Source organism: Wenzhouxiangella limi (assembly GCF_010499265.1).
Lineage (GTDB): Bacteria > Pseudomonadota > Gammaproteobacteria > Xanthomonadales > Wenzhouxiangellaceae > Wenzhouxiangella > Wenzhouxiangella limi.
The window spans coordinates 338,437-354,769 of sequence record NZ_JAAGSC010000043.1; the positions used below are offsets into that span (position 1 = coordinate 338,437).

16 protein-coding genes are annotated in these 16,333 nt (G+C 64.0%); 10 read left to right on the forward strand and 6 right to left on the reverse strand.

Going from position 1 to position 16,333, the window contains the following annotated elements; genetic code table 11:
• Positions 1–3 precede the first annotated feature (3 nt).
• Entirely contained in the window at positions 4–990 is a 987-nt protein-coding gene (locus G3I74_RS15755; RefSeq protein ID WP_203594742.1) for a M15 family metallopeptidase, read from the reverse strand.
• Here G3I74_RS15755 and G3I74_RS13395 point away from each other — a divergent pair.
• Complete coding sequence (locus G3I74_RS13395; protein WP_203594743.1) at positions 977–1,552, forward strand: hypothetical protein; 576 nt, start codon at positions 977–979, stop codon at positions 1,550–1,552. The genes G3I74_RS15755 and G3I74_RS13395 overlap by 14 nt on opposite strands.
• Here the strand turns inward: G3I74_RS13395 and epmA are convergent.
• The 4 genes from epmA to G3I74_RS13415 all read right to left on the reverse strand — a co-directional run bounded on the left by epmA (position 1,527) and on the right by G3I74_RS13415 (position 7,645).
• Complete coding sequence (gene epmA / locus G3I74_RS13400) at positions 1,527–2,453, reverse strand: EF-P lysine aminoacylase EpmA (RefSeq protein ID WP_164212103.1); 927 nt, start codon at positions 2,451–2,453, stop codon at positions 1,527–1,529. The genes G3I74_RS13395 and epmA overlap by 26 nt on opposite strands.
• Positions 2,450–3,967: a Ppx/GppA phosphatase family protein gene (locus G3I74_RS13405; protein WP_164212104.1), complete on the reverse strand. Its 1,518-nt coding sequence runs from the start codon at positions 3,965–3,967 to the stop codon at positions 2,450–2,452. The genes epmA and G3I74_RS13405 overlap by 4 nt, the downstream gene beginning before the upstream one ends.
• Positions 3,960–6,065, reverse strand: coding sequence for a polyphosphate kinase 1 (gene ppk1, locus G3I74_RS13410; protein WP_338063113.1), 2,106 nt, complete (start codon positions 6,063–6,065; stop codon positions 3,960–3,962). Before ppk1 ends, G3I74_RS13405 begins: the two co-directional genes overlap by 8 nt.
• Before the next feature lie 113 nt (positions 6,066–6,178).
• The gene (locus tag G3I74_RS13415) at positions 6,179–7,645 is read right to left on the reverse strand and encodes a M48 family metalloprotease (RefSeq protein ID WP_164212106.1); all 1,467 of its coding nucleotides are present in this window, start codon (positions 7,643–7,645) and stop codon (positions 6,179–6,181) included.
• Positions 7,646–7,703: 58 nt separating this feature from the next.
• Between G3I74_RS13415 and G3I74_RS13420 the strand changes: the two genes are divergently transcribed.
• From G3I74_RS13420 to murD, 9 genes are all read left to right on the forward strand, one after another.
• Positions 7,704–8,039 carry a hypothetical protein gene (locus G3I74_RS13420; RefSeq protein WP_164212107.1) on the forward strand — a complete coding sequence of 112 codons (336 nt, stop codon included), beginning with the start codon at positions 7,704–7,706 and terminating at the stop codon, positions 8,037–8,039.
• Complete coding sequence (locus G3I74_RS13425; RefSeq protein ID WP_164212108.1) at positions 8,032–8,340, forward strand: hypothetical protein; 309 nt, start codon at positions 8,032–8,034, stop codon at positions 8,338–8,340. Before G3I74_RS13420 ends, G3I74_RS13425 begins: the two co-directional genes overlap by 8 nt.
• Positions 8,337–8,645 carry a TusE/DsrC/DsvC family sulfur relay protein gene (locus tag G3I74_RS13430; protein WP_164212109.1) on the forward strand — a complete coding sequence of 103 codons (309 nt, stop codon included), beginning with the start codon at positions 8,337–8,339 and terminating at the stop codon, positions 8,643–8,645. The genes G3I74_RS13425 and G3I74_RS13430 overlap by 4 nt, the downstream gene beginning before the upstream one ends.
• Before the next feature lie 46 nt (positions 8,646–8,691).
• Positions 8,692–8,961, forward strand: coding sequence for a glutaredoxin 3 (gene grxC / locus G3I74_RS13435; protein ID WP_164212110.1), 270 nt, complete (start codon positions 8,692–8,694; stop codon positions 8,959–8,961).
• 52 nt (positions 8,962–9,013) lie between these two features.
• Complete coding sequence (locus G3I74_RS13440) at positions 9,014–10,021, forward strand: isocitrate dehydrogenase (RefSeq protein WP_164212111.1); 1,008 nt, start codon at positions 9,014–9,016, stop codon at positions 10,019–10,021.
• 169 nt (positions 10,022–10,190) lie between these two features.
• A complete protein-coding gene (locus G3I74_RS13445) occupies positions 10,191–11,360 on the forward strand; it encodes a hypothetical protein (RefSeq protein WP_203594744.1) in 1,170 nt (389 codons plus the stop codon).
• A gap of 111 nt (positions 11,361–11,471) precedes the next feature.
• Positions 11,472–12,632, forward strand: coding sequence for an AI-2E family transporter (locus tag G3I74_RS13450; RefSeq protein WP_164212113.1), 1,161 nt, complete (start codon positions 11,472–11,474; stop codon positions 12,630–12,632).
• A gap of 4 nt (positions 12,633–12,636) precedes the next feature.
• Positions 12,637–13,977 carry a MurL-like N-terminal domain-containing gene (locus G3I74_RS13455; RefSeq protein WP_164212114.1) on the forward strand — a complete coding sequence of 447 codons (1,341 nt, stop codon included), beginning with the start codon at positions 12,637–12,639 and terminating at the stop codon, positions 13,975–13,977.
• Positions 13,967–15,301, forward strand: a complete 1,335-nt coding sequence (gene murD / locus G3I74_RS13460) for a UDP-N-acetylmuramoyl-L-alanine--D-glutamate ligase (RefSeq protein ID WP_164212115.1) — start codon at positions 13,967–13,969, stop codon at positions 15,299–15,301. Before G3I74_RS13455 ends, murD begins: the two co-directional genes overlap by 11 nt.
• Here murD and G3I74_RS13465 read toward each other — a convergent pair.
• Positions 15,277–16,275, reverse strand: coding sequence for a polyprenyl synthetase family protein (locus G3I74_RS13465; RefSeq protein WP_164212116.1), 999 nt, complete (start codon positions 16,273–16,275; stop codon positions 15,277–15,279). The genes murD and G3I74_RS13465 overlap by 25 nt on opposite strands.
• Positions 16,276–16,333 lie beyond the last annotated feature (58 nt).

Here is a 16,333-nt window from a genome sequence, read left to right on the forward strand (position 1 = left end):
GGTTCACTGGCCGGCAACGCCGCCGGTCGCGTGGAAACACCAATGCCAAGGTTCCCAGGTCATGCTGTGCCGGTTACCGCGGCCAAAGCTTTCGCGAAAACCGAATAACCGGGCGTTGTCGCTCAGCCAGCGGTAGGCGGGTGTATCGGCGAAGCTCTCTTCCAGCGGCGGCTCGCCCGGGGTCTTCAGGTCCAGCGCTCTGCCGCTGTGGTGCTCGCTGAAGCCCGGAGCTGCCGAGACCGAAAGAATGCGGGCGATGTTCTGGCCTTTTTCCAGTTTGTTCCGAATGAGATTGGCCTGGTAATTCACGGCTCGATAGGCTGACACGACCTGCAGTCGGATGCCGTTACTGCTGGCCGCGGAATGCATGGATTCCCAGGCTCTGGCTGCTTCGGGCGCCATCCACTGCTCGCGTTCGTAGGCGTCCAGGCCGATCGATATCCGCTGGCTGCATTCGCGAACCATCTCGAGGCGATGGCGCGGGCCGTAGTCCTGGCTGATGCCGAGCTCGTCGTGCAAGTCAAACACATGCCGAGTCCAGCGATCTGCCAGCCCGGTTAACGCCTTGCGCACCAGGATGGGGCGGTCGGTATCCGGTTCGGATTCCTCCGGCGCGTAGCCCAGCTCCCACATCAGCGACAAGGCCGGGGCCAGAATGCAGCACTGCAGCGAACGCAGTCCGTAGGCCAGCGCACGCTGCTCGACGGCGGTGAAGAGTTTGCGCGGCGTTCCGGCGCTGGCCAGGGCCGGGCTGAGGTAGCAGGCGATGACCTGGCGGTCGTAGAGATCGAGGGCCAGAACGCCGGCATACTCTCCGTCCTTGATCGCCGCAATCAGGCAGCCGTCTTCGATCAGGGTGGAAAGCCGGCGTTCCAGCAACTCCGGGGCCGGACCGGCGTGTACGACATCGGGCAGTCTTGCCCGAATCAGGGCAACCAGCTTTTCGACCTCGCTGAGGCGGATGGGTCGAACTGAGGTGAAGCTTTCCATGCCGTGGCAAATCCATGCGCGGACAGTGCGGCATTGCGATCGCGATAAGTCACGACCAGGCCGCCACGGCTCATCGTGCTATATTTTCGGTGTGTTGCCAAGCCCTGAAGTGTCAATTTTGCAGCGACTCGTGACAATGGTGTTGCTGCTCGGGCTCGCTTTGATCGTTGGCGCAGTGCCGGCCAGGACGCTCCTGCCGGCGGTCTGGCCGGCATCGGTTGAAGAGCTTGTCTTGCCTGATGGACGCTGGATTTTGCAGCCGGCGCGCTGGGGTCTTCAGCCAGCAGGCGGCGACGAGGTCCAGGCGCGATCGCGTCCGTTGAGCGTGCTCGAGGTGCATTTCGAGGATGGCTCGCGCGAGCGCGGTTACGTGGTTGACCGAACGGCCGGTCCGGACGGCGTGTTGATTCTCCAGACAGGCCCGAAGCGCCAGCGGATCGTGCCGGAATCGGCGCTGGCGTTCGCTTTTTATCCCAACGACATGCGCCTCGGTCAGCGCTTGGAGCTGGCACTGGCGCGCCTGAAACGGCGAGCGGTCAGCCAAACGCCATCACCTCGCTGATCTGGCGAGCGCCGCTAAGCGCCATCAGCAAACGCTCAATGCCCAGGGCGACGCCGGAGCAGCTGGGCAGGCCGTGCTCCATGGCCGCCAGCAGTGTCTCGTCGATGGGCATGGCCGCTCGTCCCAGTTGGGCGCGGCGCGCATTGTCACGCTCGAAGCGCTGGCGCTGTTCGACCGGATCAGTCAATTCCTGGTAGCCGTTGGCCAGTTCCAGCGAGCCGGCAAAGACTTCAAAGCGACAGGCCAGGCGTTTATCGTCTGGATCCAGGCAGGCGAGCGCGGCTTGCGCGGCGGGGTAGCCGTGAACCAACGTCAGCTGCTGGTTCGGAAAACGATCCTGGATGCGCGTGGAAAACAGGTAATCCAGCCGCATGTCCGTATCGCAGTCGGCGGGCAGCTCATCACCGGTCAACCTGATCGCTGCAGCCGGCTCGGTCAGCGGGTCGAAGTCGAGCTGCTGCCGGAACAACTCCGTCCAGGCCACCCTGTGGATCTGCCAGCCGGGATGTTGCTGCGGGCTGCAGTCGGTGATCAGCTCCAGCGTTTCGGTAGCCATCTGCTGCCAGTCGCGGCCGGTTCGATACCACTCAAGGAGGGTGAACTCCTGGCGGTGCAGCTTGCCTTTTTCTCCGGCCCGGAAAACGGGGCCGATTTCATACAGATCGCCCAGTCCGGCGGCGAGCATGCGCTTGTGAAAATATTCGGGCGAGGTCCGGAGGTAGCCCTGGCCGTGATCCAGGGCCAGGCTTTCGATCTGCGGTTCGGTCACGCCGGTGGGTGTCATCACCGGTGTAGTCACCTCGATCGTTCGGCGCGCGGCCATGAAATGACGGATGCGCTGCAGAATGGCCGCGCGCATTTGCAGCAGGTCGGGCCGGGCGCTGGGTTGCCAGTGGCTCATTCCTGAATGGCGGTCTGCAGCACGCCGAGCCGCAGCGAGAACCCGAGAGCCTGCAAATGCTCCGCCTCTTCGGTCAGGTCTTGCGCGGTCAGGGGATGCGATTCCAGCCATGCCGGCGGCAGCGACAGATTCAGGCGGCGCTTTTTGTCGACTTTCAGCGCAAAGTCGCAGAAGTCGGCATCGGAATGAGCGCGTGACATCAGCACCGCAAGACGCAGCAGGGCAAGCATCCGGGTGCTGCTTTGATGCAGACGCGGCGGCAGTCGCTGGATGCGCTCCAGATCCGGCCGCTCACGCTGCTGTCCGACCAGGGTCGCCATCAGCGCCTGCTCGTGGCGTCCAAAACCGGGCATATCGGCGTGCTCGACGATATAGGCGCTGTGGGCAGGGTAGTGCTCGTGGGCAATGGCCAGGCCGATCTCGTGCAGGCGAGCCGCCCACATCAGCAGATCGCGGTGTTCTTCGGTCAGCTCCCAGTCCGGCCCGACCTGTTCGAACGCGGCCCGGGTCCAGTCGCAGACCCGGTCGGCCTGGTCCTGGTCGCACTCGTAGCGGACTGCCATGGCGTTGATGGTCTTGTCGCGCGGATCCTGTTGACCGAGCCGGCCCATCAGGTCGTAGAGCAGTCCCTCGCGCAGCGCGAAGTCGGAGGTCTGCAGACGTTCGATCGACAGCGCCTTCATCAGCGCATCGAGAATGACCAGGCCGCCGGCGATCACGGGCCGCCGGCGCTCCGACAGCCCCGCCAGCGAAATCCTGTCGATGTGACCGGCAGAAAACAGGCAGGAGCGCAGTTCGATCAAGTCATCGCGGCAGAAACCGGCGGGTCGGTCCGGATGCCGTTTCCGGATCATGGAATCCACGGCCCGCATGGTCCCGGAGGAGCCCACGGCCTGGTCCCATCCGTAGGCACGAAATCGCGCGGTGTAGGGACGCAGGGCACCCATGATCCTGCGCTTCGCGCGTCGCCATCGGCCCGGCGTGATGCGGCCGTCGGGAAACGCCTCGCGCGTGGTGGCCACGCAGCCGAAGGCCAGGCTCTCGGCCAGTTCCGGGTCGACCGCTTCGCCGGCCACCAGCTCGGTTGATCCGCCGCCGATGTCGATCACCAGCCGGCGCGCCGCCGCCGCCGGCATACCCTGGCTGACGCCGGTATAGACCAGGCGGGCTTCTTCGCGTCCGCTGACGATGTCGATGGGGCAGCCCAGGGCGGTCTCGGCAACGACCAGAAAGCCGGCCGGATGCCGCAACCGGCGGAACGTCTGGGTTCCGACGGCGCGCATGTTGGCGGCGGGAATGCCGGCAAGGCGCTGCCCGAAACGGGCCAGGCACAGCACGGCGGCTTCCCGCGTTGCCCGGTCAAGATTTCCCTGCTCGTCCAGGCCGCCGCCAAGACGCACCATTTCCTTGATTCGATCAATAACGCGCAGTTCGTTGTGCTCAGCCCGGGCCACGAGCATGTGGAAGCTGTTGCTGCCCAGATCGACGGCGGCGAAGACTTGGCGTTCAGGCATCTCCGGCTTCGGCTATCAACAGGTCCTGGATGGCTATTTCATCCTCGTCGTCGGCAGGGTAGACCAGCGCGTAGTCGCCGCCGGGGCCCAGTTCCCACGCGCTCCGGTTGTCGGCATAGGCCAGCTCGATGGATTCGCGCACCACGCGGGCTGCTGCGCGCGGCTCCAGTATGGGGAAGCAGGTTTCTACCCGCTGGAACAGGTTGCGTTCCATCCAGTCGGCGCTGGCGCCATACGTTTCGGGGTGGCCGTCGTTGGCGAAATGATAGACCCGGCTGTGCTCAAGAAAACGGCCCAGAATGGAACGCACGCGGATGTTGTCAGACAGGCCGGGTACCCCGGGGCGAAGGCAGCAGATGCCGCGTACGATCAGTCGGACTTCGACGCCTGCGCGCGAGGCGCGGTACAGGGCGCGAATCATCTCCGGCTCGGTCAGCGAGTTCATTTTGGCGTAGATCCGGGCTGTTTTGCCCGCCCGGGCGTGTTCGGTCTCGCGCTCGATCCGCTCAAGCAGGGATCGGTGCAGGTCGAACGGTGACTGGATCAGCAAGTTGAGCGTCTGGGCGCGCCCGAGGCCGGACAGCTGCTGGAAGACGCGATGGACGTCCTGGGCCAGGTCCGGATTGGCGCTGAGCAGGCTCCAGTCGGTATAGGCCTTGGCTGTGCCCTGGTGGTAGTTGCCGGTACCGAGGTGGACATAGCGATGCAGGTGGCCGCGTTCGCGTCGCACCATCAGCATCATCTTGGCGTGGGTCTTGTGGCCAACCACGCCGTAGACGACCTGGACGCCGGCCTCCTGCAGCCGCGTGGCCAGCGTGATGTTGGCCTGCTCGTCGAATCGGGCCCTGAGTTCGACGATTACGGTGACGTCCTTGCCGGCGCGCGCCGCCTCGACCAGCAGGCCGACCAGAGCGGAGTCCACGCCGGTTCGATAAAGCGTCTGTTTGATGGCCAGGACCGAAGGGTCATTGACGGCCTGGCGTAACAGATCAACGACCGGTTGGAAGCTGTCGTAGGGGTGATGAAGCAGCCAGTCGCGCCGACGGATGGCGGCAAACAGGTTGCCGGTGGGCGCCAGCGCCTTGGGTGATCGGGCCTGAAAGGCCGGAAACTTCAGATCAGGGCGGTCGGTCTGGTCGCAGATCGCGCTCATGCGGTTGAGGTTGACCGGGCCGGCGCAGCGATAGATGCTGTCCTGGCCCAGCCCGAACTTGCTGGCGAGGAAGCGGGCGATGGTGTCTGGACAGTTGGTTGCCACTTCCAGTCGCACTGCTTCTGCAAAGCCGCGTTCCATCAGTTCACCTTCCAGCGCGCGCGCCAGGTCCTCGATTTCTTCCTCGTCGACGAACAGTTCGCTGTTGCGCGTGACCCGAAACTGGTAACAGCCATGCACCGTCATGCCGGGAAACAGTTCGTCGATGAAGGCGTGGACAACCGATGACAGGAAAACGAAATCGTTGGGTCCGCGGCTGTAGCTTTTCGGGATGCGAATGATGCGCGGCAGCGAGCGCGGGGCCCGCACCAGCGCCATGCCGCTGTCGCGTCCGAAGGCGTCCTGACCCTCCAGGGAGACGGCGAAGTTGAGGCTCTTGTTGAGAATGCGCGGGAACGGGTGGGCAGGATCCAGCCCCAGCGGGCTCAGCACGGGCAGGATTTCCTGGCGAAAATGTTGGTGCAGCCAGCGCCGCTGGCGGCGTTTCCAGACCGAGCGGCGCAGGATGCGGATGTTTTGTTCGGCAAGCGCAGGCGTCAGCTCTTCGTTCATTACCCAGTACTGCTGCTCGACCATTTCGAGCACGGCGGCGCGAATAGCCTCCAGCGCCGCGGCCGGCGTCAGCCCGTCCGGGCCGGGCTGGTTGGCCCCGTGCTGCATGCGCTGGCGCACCGAGGCCACGCGAACCTCGAAGAATTCATCGAGATTGGTACAGGAAATGCACAGGAAACGCACGCGTTCAAGCAAAGGAATGCGCGAATCGCGGGCCAGTTCCAGAACGCGCCGGGTAAAGGCCAGCAGGCTCAGTTCGCGGTTCAATAACAGCTCGGGCGCATCCAGATCAGCTGATTGCCATTCGGCCAGTTCCGGCGCCTGCTGGGTCACGGACCGAAGGTGAGCGGAAGCGAGGGTCGCCATTCGCCGAGGCCTTTATCAAGTGGGTTTGATGGATTTGACTGTACACCAAACGGACGTCCGGGGCAGGGTGCTTGCGGGAGTCAGCGGCCGGTGTTCATTCGGCGCAGATGCAGGCTTCGGAATTCGTTCAGCCGCGCGGTGATGCGAGCGCGCTGGTAGTAGTCGAGGTCGTTACGCTCAAGCACTTTCTCCAGCTGTTCGATCGCCTCGGAAACGCCGCCTCGCAGATAGTAGCTCTCCGCCAACGCTTCGGTGGCGCGAACCTCGTCGCCGGAACGATCGGCGGCCTGGGCGAGTAGTTCGGTCATGCGGAGATCGTGCGGGTGGTCACGCAGATGGGCGCGGATAATCGTGGCCGCCCGGGCCGCCCGATCGCTGTCGCCGCCGTACATCAGTGTTTCAGCGTACTGGGTCGTGACCTGCCGGCTGCCGGGAAAAGAGCGGTACAGCTCGGCCAGCGTTTCCAGGGCTTCATCATCCCGCCCCTCGGACAGCAGCACTTCACCTTCAAGCAGTCGGTAAAGCTGGCGTTCGGGCCCGGCCTCCAGCAGCTCGCCCAGGACAGAATGGGCTTCATCGAAGCGCCGGGCCCGCGCCAGGGCCAGGGTCAGTCCGTAGCGCATCGCGTCGGCCGGTCGGTCCTCCTGTTCGAGCCGCAGGCGGAACCAGTCGATGGCCTGGTGGGCGCGCCGGCTCATCAGCACCCGCAGCCGCGCCTGAATGAAATGGAAGCGCTCGTCGCTGCGCGGGTCGCGAACCGTCATCTGCTGGGCCCGGCTGCGCGCTTCGGCGACGCGGTTGATGGTCAGCGGGTGGGTGCGCAGGTATTCCGGTGGTCCTTGCCCCATGGCCCGGCTGGCCATGTTCAGACGCTCGAAGAAGGCGGCCATGCCCTTGGGGTCATAGCCTGCCGTCGCCAGCAGACCGATACCGACGCGGTCAGCCTCGGCTTCGTTCTGGCGCGTGTGGTTGATGGAAAACTGCTGGGCCAGCCCCATGCCGCTAAGCAGCACTGCCTGGCTGGCATCCGGACTGCCCGCCGCCCCGGCGGCAACCGCCAGCGCCAGCGTGGCCAGCATGGTCGGCAGCGAGGTCGACTGCTGCGCCTCCATGGCGCGGGCCAGGTGGTCCTGGGTGACGTGCGCGATTTCGTGGGCGACCACGCCGGCGATTTCGGCTTCGGTGTGGGCGGTCAGAATCAGCCCGGAGTGCAGCCCGATGACACCGGCCGGGGCGGCGAAGGCATTGATGCTGGGATCGCGAATGACGAAAAAGCGAAAAGGGGCGTTGTTGCGGGTGGAAAACGACACCAGCCGAAAGCCCATCTCGTCGAAATAATCCCTGATCAGCGGATCTTCGATCAGCAGCTTGTTGGCGCGCAGGTAGCGCTCGAAATCCCGCGCGAACGTTCGCTCCTCTTCCGGGCTGAGCACCCGGGTCGTGGTGCTTCCCATCTCCGGCAGGCGCAGCGACTGCTGAGCCGCTACACTCATGCTCAGGCACAGCACGCCGATCATCAGCAGTAGTTGGGTCGGTAAACGAATCATCATCAATCTAGGACCGATGCACAGACGGAATGTTTCGGCAGGCGCTCGAGGATAACGCGTGAGCCATCAGCGCGTGATGCTGATCCGGTCACGCTCGGGCACTTGCGCGGCGCGCCAGGCGCTTGAGCTTGCCCGGCGCTGGGCGCAGGCGCCGGCCTCAAGCCTGGTTTTCTTTCAGGGGCCGGGGCTGGAACATGTCGTGCCAGGCGAGGTATCCGAGTTTGCGGCGCTTGCTGCCTCGGGACTGGATTTGCGGGTATGCCGGTCGGGCTGGCAGCGGCTCGAGAAGGGATCGTTGCCGGCGCCGTTTACCGCTGGCAGCCTGGTTCAGTTCTGGAGCGCGGCCCTGGAAGCTGTCGAGGTCGAGTCTTTCGGCGCCGGATCGAATGGCTGAGCGGCGTTTCGTGATCGAAGTTGATGGTCTGCCCGAGCCGGCCGATCGGCCCGAACTGCTGGAGCTGATTCTGGCGGCGGCCAGTCTGGAGATGGCCTTCAGCGTGCTCCTGAGAGGAAACGCGGCCGAGCTGCTCACGCTGCCGTCGACCCGGGCCTGGCGCCAGCTCATCGACCAGGGACTGGCCGATGTCGGCGTGCCCGGACCAACGGATGGCGCGGCCTTGCCCGCGGGCGTGGCGATCTGGAATGAACACCAGCTGGCGAAACTTGTCGGCGAAGCGACGGTCATTCGAGCATGACAATCGAGCGGGATGCCGACGGCCACCTTTCAGATCCGGCGCAGTGGACGCCGGAGCTGGCGCGGCGTCTTGCCGCCGAAGACGGCATCGAGCTCGAAGACGGCCACTGGTGGTTGATTGAATTCGTGCGCCGCTACCATCAAGATTACGGCAATCCGCCGCTGATGCGCACGCTGGTGGCGGCGCTGCGCGCCGAGCGCGGTGATGATGTCGGCAGCCGCGATCTGTATCGGCTGTTCCCGGACGGCCCGGTACGCCTTGCCTGCAAGTACGGCGGGCTGCCCAAGCCGGACTGGTGCATCTGAACCACTTCCGATCCCTTTTATTCATCTTCACGCAAGGAGACTTTTCATGGACCATCAACCCGTCGTGATGTACTGCACCTCGGTCTGCCCGTTCTGCGTGGCCGCGCGCCATCTGCTGCAGGCCAAGGGCGTGAGCTGGACCGAAGTGCCGATCGACCAGCAAAGCGAAAAACGCGCCGAGATGATGCAGCGCAGCGGCCGCCATACTGTCCCGCAGGTGTTTATCGGCGACCGCCACGTGGGCGGCTTCGACGAGCTCAACCAGCTCGAGCAGCGCGGCGAGCTCGATCGCTGGCTGGCTGCAAGCGGCGAGTGAAATCGGGCGGTTATAATGGCCGGTCGGCCAACCGAATGACAGGGACAAGCTAGTGACAGAGCAGATCACCGTGATCCGCGGCGACGGCATCGGACCGGAAATCATGGACGCCTCGCTGCGGGTGCTCGACGCGCTGGGTGCTGACCTGGCCGTCGATTTCCAGCTCGCCGGACTGGCCGCCCAGGACGAGACCGGCGAGTTGCTGCCCCAGGCCACGCTGGACTCGATCGAGCGCACCGGGATCGCTCTGAAAGCGCCGCTGACCACGCCGGTGGGCGGCGGCTTCAAGTCGCTCAACGTCGCGCTGCGCAAGCACTTCGACCTGTATGCCAATGTCCGCCCGGCGATCAGCTTTCGCGGCTCGATGTCGCGCTATGAGAACGTCGACCTGATCACCGTGCGCGAGAACACCGAGGGCGCCTACCTCGGTGAAGGCGCGTTCACGGCACCGGACGGCAGCCGGGCCGAGTCAAAGATGATCGCCACCCGAACCGGCTGCGAGCGCATTGTGCGCTTCGCCTTCGAACTTGCGCGCCGGGCCGGGCGCAAGCGGGTGACCGTGGTGCACAAGGCCAACATTCTCAAGGACGTGACCGGCATGTTCCTGAGCGTGGCCCGGGAGGTGGCGTCGGATTACGTCGATATCGACTGCGACGACATGATCGTCGACAACGCCTGTATGCAGCTGGTCATGCGCCCGGAGCGATTCGACGTCATCGTGACCACGAACCTGTTCGGCGATATCCTTTCCGATCTGTGCGCCGGCCTGGTCGGCGGTCTCGGTCTGGCGCCCGGGGCCAACATCGGCGAAAAGACCGCCATGTTCGAGGCCGTGCACGGCTCGGCGCCGGACATTGCCGGCCGCGGGATCGCCAATCCCTGCGCGTTGTTGCTGGCGGCCGCCCAGATGCTCGAGCACATGGAAAAACACGACAAGGCGCGTCGTCTGCGGGTGGCCATCGGCGATGCTATCAGCCACGGTGACCGGACGACCCCGGATCTGGGCGGCCAGGGCACCACCGAGACCTTTGCCGATGCCCTCTGTGAGCGGGTCCGCTGACGTTGTCGCATGTAGCGAATCCGCAACAGTTCGCCTGATTCGGTCTAGGGCAGTACCCCAGTCACTGCAGTATTTGCAGGAGCGCCTTTACAATAATTTCAGATTCGCGTTGTATCGACGCCAAGAAAGTGAGTACACTGAACCCCGGACTGCACAGACAGAAATTCCGGTGAGACGATCGTTCATCGCCCTGATGCTGACGATAGGTGTATTGGCTTCGGCCGGCGCTAGTGCAGTGCCACGTCCGCTGTCTGCTCCGCTGGTCTCTTCCTACAGCAACATGGCCTGGTTCCTGGTCGGCTTCGAGCTTGGACCTTGGGAAGACTACCTGATCCATGAATTGACCCCGGAACTGGAGCAGCTTGGCACTTCACCGGTGCCTGAAGTGAGTTGGCTGGCGCTGGAGGAGTCGCTGATTCTGCCGGATTTCGCGGCCTCTCTGATGCTGCTCCGCAGGCAGGCTCCAACGCTGAGTCTGATCCGACAGAACGTGGCGGCCGAACTCTCTGGCGCTGCAGGTAATGAGCTCGGCCGACTCGAACGCTCGCTGATCATGCCCGGCCTGTCCGCGCAGATGAGCGATCGCGGCGCGCTGACGGTTTCTGCGATTCTGGCAACCCAGCAGTTCGTGGCACCCGGAATGAACTTTGCCGACGCCGGCGAGGGCGGGCCGGAATCGGTGCGCTCACCCGATTACTGGCGTCGGCCGGATTCCTCGAGTGGCGCCGGCGTTCGACTGGCGCTGAGCAGCGAGTTGCTCGATCGTCTGACCGTGGAAGCGGCGTTTCAGTCGCGTATTGGCATGAGTGAGTTCGCCTCTTTGCGCGGAGTCCACGGCAGCCAGGCCGAGCTCGATATTCCGTCGCGCATTCAGCTGGGGATGCAGTGGAAGCCCGGACAGGCAAGCTCTTTCCAGGTTGGGCTGGCGCAGATTTTCTACAGCGAAGTCGGCGCTTTCCCGTCGCGCGCGCTGCCCGCGCGCTTCAATGCTTTGCTCGGCGACAGCACCAGTCCCCAGTTCGGCTGGGAAGATCTGCTGGTTGCCAGCATCGGCTGGACCTGGCAGCCGGTAAGCGATCTTCAGCTTCACCTCGACTACAGGACGCGGGCACAGCCGCAGCCAAGCTCGCCGGCGCTATCGTCGGCGCTGGCGCCGGAACTGGCCCAGAACGCGCTGATGTTCGGTGTCAACAAGTCCCTGTCGGGACGTTCGAGGCTGCTGTTCAATGCCGCCTATGCCCCGCCGGAGTTTGTGTTTGGCGGCAATGTGCTTGGCGTGGTCTCCGATCAACTTGATCAGAGCCTGGAATTACAGGCGACCTGGCGACTCGATTTTTAGCCTTTTCCCCGCAACACAACACTCCTGCTTGATGGTTTGCCCGGTGGCCTCCCGTGGGGAGAGGTCCGCCGGGGGTGGGGTTGAGGGGAATCAAGCCTTATACTGAATGCCATGTTGAGTCGACTGAACGACTGGTTCCAGCGCAACTTCTCGGACCCTCAGGTCGTCATTCTGGCGCTGTTCCTGGTCTTGGGCCTGGTGCTTGTTCTGATATTCGGTCGTATTCTCACGCCGGTATTCGCCAGCCTGATCATTGCCTACCTGCTTGAAGGAGCCGTGCAGCGGCTGGAGCGATTCGGTTTGCCGCGGCTGATCAGCGTGATCAGCGTGTTTTCGGGGTTCATGACCGCATTGTTTTTTCTCCTGTTCGGCCTGTTGCCGATGGTGACTCGACAGTTGACGGCGATCGTGGCCGAGTTGCCGCGCTATATCCGGATCGCCCAGGATTGGTTGGAAACACTGCCGGACAGGTATCCTCAGATCGTCTCATCACCTTCGGATACGGCGGTGATCGAACCGGACTCGCCAATGGGAGAGGAAGGCGAGAATCTCGCCCTGATTTCACAGGAACAGCTGTCCCAGATGCTGGACAACCTGGGCGTTGAACTGGGGCGCTACGGGACCCAGCTGGTGTCTTTTTCCGGGGTCGTCGGGGTAGCCAGCCTGCTGGTGTTTCTGGTCATCATGCCGGTGCTGGTGTTTTTCTTTCTCAAGGACAAGGCCCGGCTGATTGCCTGGTTCGCCCGCTACCTGCCGCGCGACCGCGGGCTGGTGTCAACCGTGTGGAAGGAAGTCGACGTTCAGATCGCCAATTATGTTCGCGGCAAGGCGCTGGAAATCCTGATTGTGTGGATCGTGACTTACGTCGTGTTCTCGCTGCTGAACATGCCGTTCACCATGCTGCTGTCGATGGTGGTGGGTTTCTCGGTGATCATTCCCTACATCGGCGCCGCGGTCGTCACCATTCCGGTGGCTTTGGTGGCGTTGATCGCTTTCGGCGGACTGACCGCGGCGTTCTGGTCGGTCATCATTGCCTATGCCATCATTCAGGCCCTGGACGGCAACGTGCTGGTGCCGATTCTGTTCTCCGAAGTGGTCGACCTTCACCCGGTGGCGATCATCACCGCGATCCTTGTCTTTGGCGGCTTGTGGGGGTTCTGGGGGGTGTTTTTCGCCATTCCCCTGGCAACCCTGGTCAATGCCGTGCTCCGAGCCTGGCCGCGGGTTCGCAGCGATGCCGACCACGGGGCCGCGTCGGCCGCAATGGACTGACCGCATGCAGCAGGATGGCCCGGTCGGCTGGCAGCGGCAGCGCAGCGAGACGTTCGTCTTTGACGGTTACGAATGGTGTCCGAAGCAGGGCAGGGCCGTGTTTCGGTATCAGCTCGACGGCATGACCCTGTCGGAACGGTTCGATTTCCCGCTGGCGGAGGGGGCGGAGCGACGTTCGAAAACCGAAGCCCTTGGGGCGGCACTCGACCTGCTGCACTGGACGGCGGGCATCAGCTACTGGAAAGCCGGTTGTCCGATCCAGGTGGTGTTTGCCGGTCGCAGCCCCGATGCCTGGCAGGCGGCGTGGCTGAACCGGCTCTATCGGGAGGGCCTGGCGGAGTTCGCTTATCGCCAGGGCTTGTCGGCGCAAAAATTCGAAGTGTTTGAATCGGATCGGCCGCGGCCGCCGGCGGCACCGAGTCAGGGGCTGGACGATAGTTTTCTGGTCCCCATGGGCGGCGGCAAGGATTCACTCGTCGCCTGGGCGCGGCTGGAGCGCCTGGGTCGTGTTGCGGCGACGCTGCAGGTCGGTCAGGCCGGCCTGATCGGTTCGGTGGCTGCGCGCACCGGTTCGTCACACTGGCGTATCGAGCGTCGGATCGACCCGCGGCTGGCTGAACTGAACGCGGCCGGGGCCTACAACGGCCACGTGCCCATCACCGCAATCAATGCCGCTGCCGCGGTCGTGCTGGCACTGCTTCACGGCCACGGCGGAATCGCCTTTGCCAACGAGCGTTCCGCCGACGAACCGACCCTGTTCGATGACAGTGGAACCCCGGTGAATCACCAGTTCGCCAAGACCCTTGCTTTCGAGAGGATGCTCGATGCCTGGGTGCGTCATTACCTGGCCCCCGACCTCGCGGTTTTTTCTTTGCTCAGGCAGGATCGTGAACTGGCAGTCTGCAGGGAGTTTGCCGGTCTCCGGCAGTTTCATGATGTTTTTTCTTCGTGCAACCGCAATTTTCATCTGGACGGACCGCGCACGCCCCGCTGGTGCGGCGACTGCCCGAAATGCCGCTTTGTCTATCTCGGGCTGGCACCATTTCTGCCGCCGGCTGAGTTGCGGGCGATCTTCGGTGCCGACCTGCTCGACGATGAGCGCCAGATCGACGGTTTCGAGCGCCTGCTCGCGCTGGATGGCCAGAAACCGTTTGAATGCGTCGGAGAGTCCAACGAGGCGCGGGCCGCGATTCAGTGGCTTTCCCGGCGCCCGGACTGGCGTGATCATGCCGTGGTCCGATCGCTGGCGCCGAAGCTGAAGGCAGTGGACGTGCCGGAACTGGAAGCGCTGTGCCAACCCGGTGGTTCCCAGCTGATTCCGGAGGGGCTGCTGCATGCGTCTTGAGCAGCTTCGCGGTCTCCGGATCGGGATTCTGGGGTATGGGCGCGAAGGTGCTGCAGCGCTGGATGCATTGCTGGCGAGGGTGCCCGACTGTAAACCGGTGGTCTGGGTCGAGAGCGGTGCGGTGCCCGTGAAAGTGCCCTCGCGAACGGGCCCTTTCGATCACGGACTGCTGGATTTTGATGTTCTGATTCGTTCGCCCGGCATTCCGGTATTGCATCCGGCGCTACAGCATTTTCGCAGCGTCGGCGGTCCGATTGTCAATCCCACCTCGATCTGGCTGGCCGAGCGACCGGATGTCCGGGTGCTGGCGGTAACTGGGTCCAAGGGCAAGAGCACGACGGCCTCGCTGCTTGCGCATATGCTTCATGCCTGCGGTCGCACCGTACTGCTGGCCGGCAATATCGGCGTGCCGGTGCTTGAGCACCTTGATACCGATGCCGAGATGGCCGTGCTGGAACTATCGAGTTACCAGCTGGCTGATCTGGAAGGTCGTTTGCATCTGGGACTTTTTACGCGCCTGTTTCCCGAGCACGGCGACTGGCACGGTGGCGTGGATCATTACTTTGCCAGCAAGCTGCGCATGGTTGAATTGCTCCATGGCCTACCCCTGCTGATCAACGCACGCGATCCGGTGCTACTTGAGGCGACCGAGCTGGTCCCGGCGCGGGTTCTTGGGAACCAGCCACCGCTGACGCATCGCAGGGATTCAGCGCTGGTGCGCGACGGTCAGACGCTGCTTCAATCTGCGCAGTGGCCGCTGCTGGGCCAGCACAATCTTGACAACGCTGCCCTTGCCTTGGAGGCCGCAGCGCGCGTCGGGGTCGATCTGCAAGAAGGGGTGGCCGCGCTGCGGACGTTTCGGCCCCTGGCCCATCGGCTGGAGGTTGTCGCCGGCAAAGATCAGGGTCGCGGCTGGATCAATGACTCGATTGCCACCACACCGCACGCGACCCTGGCCGCGCTGGAAGCGTTGCAGGGGCGGCCGGTCGTCCTGATCGCCGGGGGTTACGTGCGCCCGGCCGACTGGTCCGTGGTGCTGCAGCATTGCCGACGCTGGCCGCTGGCAGGGCTGGTGGTGCTGCCGGACAGCGGTTGTGACATTGCCGCTGCCTTCGTCGCCGAACCGGAAACCTGCCGCGGCGAGATCAGGTCTGTCAGCAATCTGGACGAAGCGGTCGCCGAATCGGCGAGCCTTGCCGGCACCAAGGGCACCATTCTGCTCAGCCCCGGCGCGGCCAGTTTCCCGCACTTTCGCAACTTCGAAGATCGCGGAGAACGGTTTCGAGAGGCGGTGCGGACCTACAGGGAGCGGTCGACTGCATAGCGCGTCAGAACCGAAAGCGCGGACCGGTAAGGTGAGTGCGGCAGCGCCTCCAGCAAGGCCTCGGCCTGGCGGGCCAGGAGGCGGGCCCGCTCCAGCGACTGTTCCAATGCACCGGTCGCCTCGAGAATCCTTCGGGCTTCTTCCAGGCCGTCGGCATGGCCTTCGGCGATGATGTCGCGCAGCCGTGCAGCGTCCTCGCTACCGGCCTGTTGCAGCGCCAGAATCAGTGGCAGGGTCACTTTGCCCTCCGCCAGGTCGTCGCCGAGGTTCTTCCCCAGTTCATTGCCGTCGGCCTGGTAGTCAAGAACATCGTCTGCGATCTGGAAAGCCTGGCCCAGCATCAGGCCGAACTGTTCCATTTTGTCGCAGGTCGCTTCGTCTCTTTCGGCGATCTCGCCCCCCAGCCTGGCACTGGCGGCAAACAGGCAGGCGGTCTTGTCGGAGATGACGCGGAAGTAGTCCTGCTCGGTCAGATCCAGGTTGCCCATCTGCATCAGCTGCAGGACTTCACCCTCGGCGATGGTGTTGGTGGTGTCGGCCAGAATGCGCATGATCGCCAGCCGATCGAGTTCCACCATCAGCTGGAAACTCCTGGAGTAGAGGAAATCGCCAACCAGCACCGAAGCGGCATTGCCCCAGATGCGGTGGGCGGTTTCGCGGCCGCGGCGCAGGCCCGATTCGTCGATGACGTCGTCGTGGAGCAGGGTGGCGGTGTGGATGAATTCGATCACCACCGCCAGCTGAATGTGGCTGGCGCCGCGGTAGCCGGCAGCGCGCGCGCACAGAACGTGCAGTAAAGGCCTGAGCCGTTTGCCACCACCGTGAATGATGTGATGCCCGATCTGGTTGACCAGCACCACGTCAGAGGCCAGTCGCCGGGAAATCAGCTCATCGATCGCCCGCCGATCGTCGTGGCTCAGGGCCAGAACATCGTCGAGAGTCCGGGGGGGTGTGGTCGTGCTGACATCATTCATGGACCAGCATTATACGAGCCGGATTCCTACGGCAAGACAAGAAATTTGCGCGCCGGTC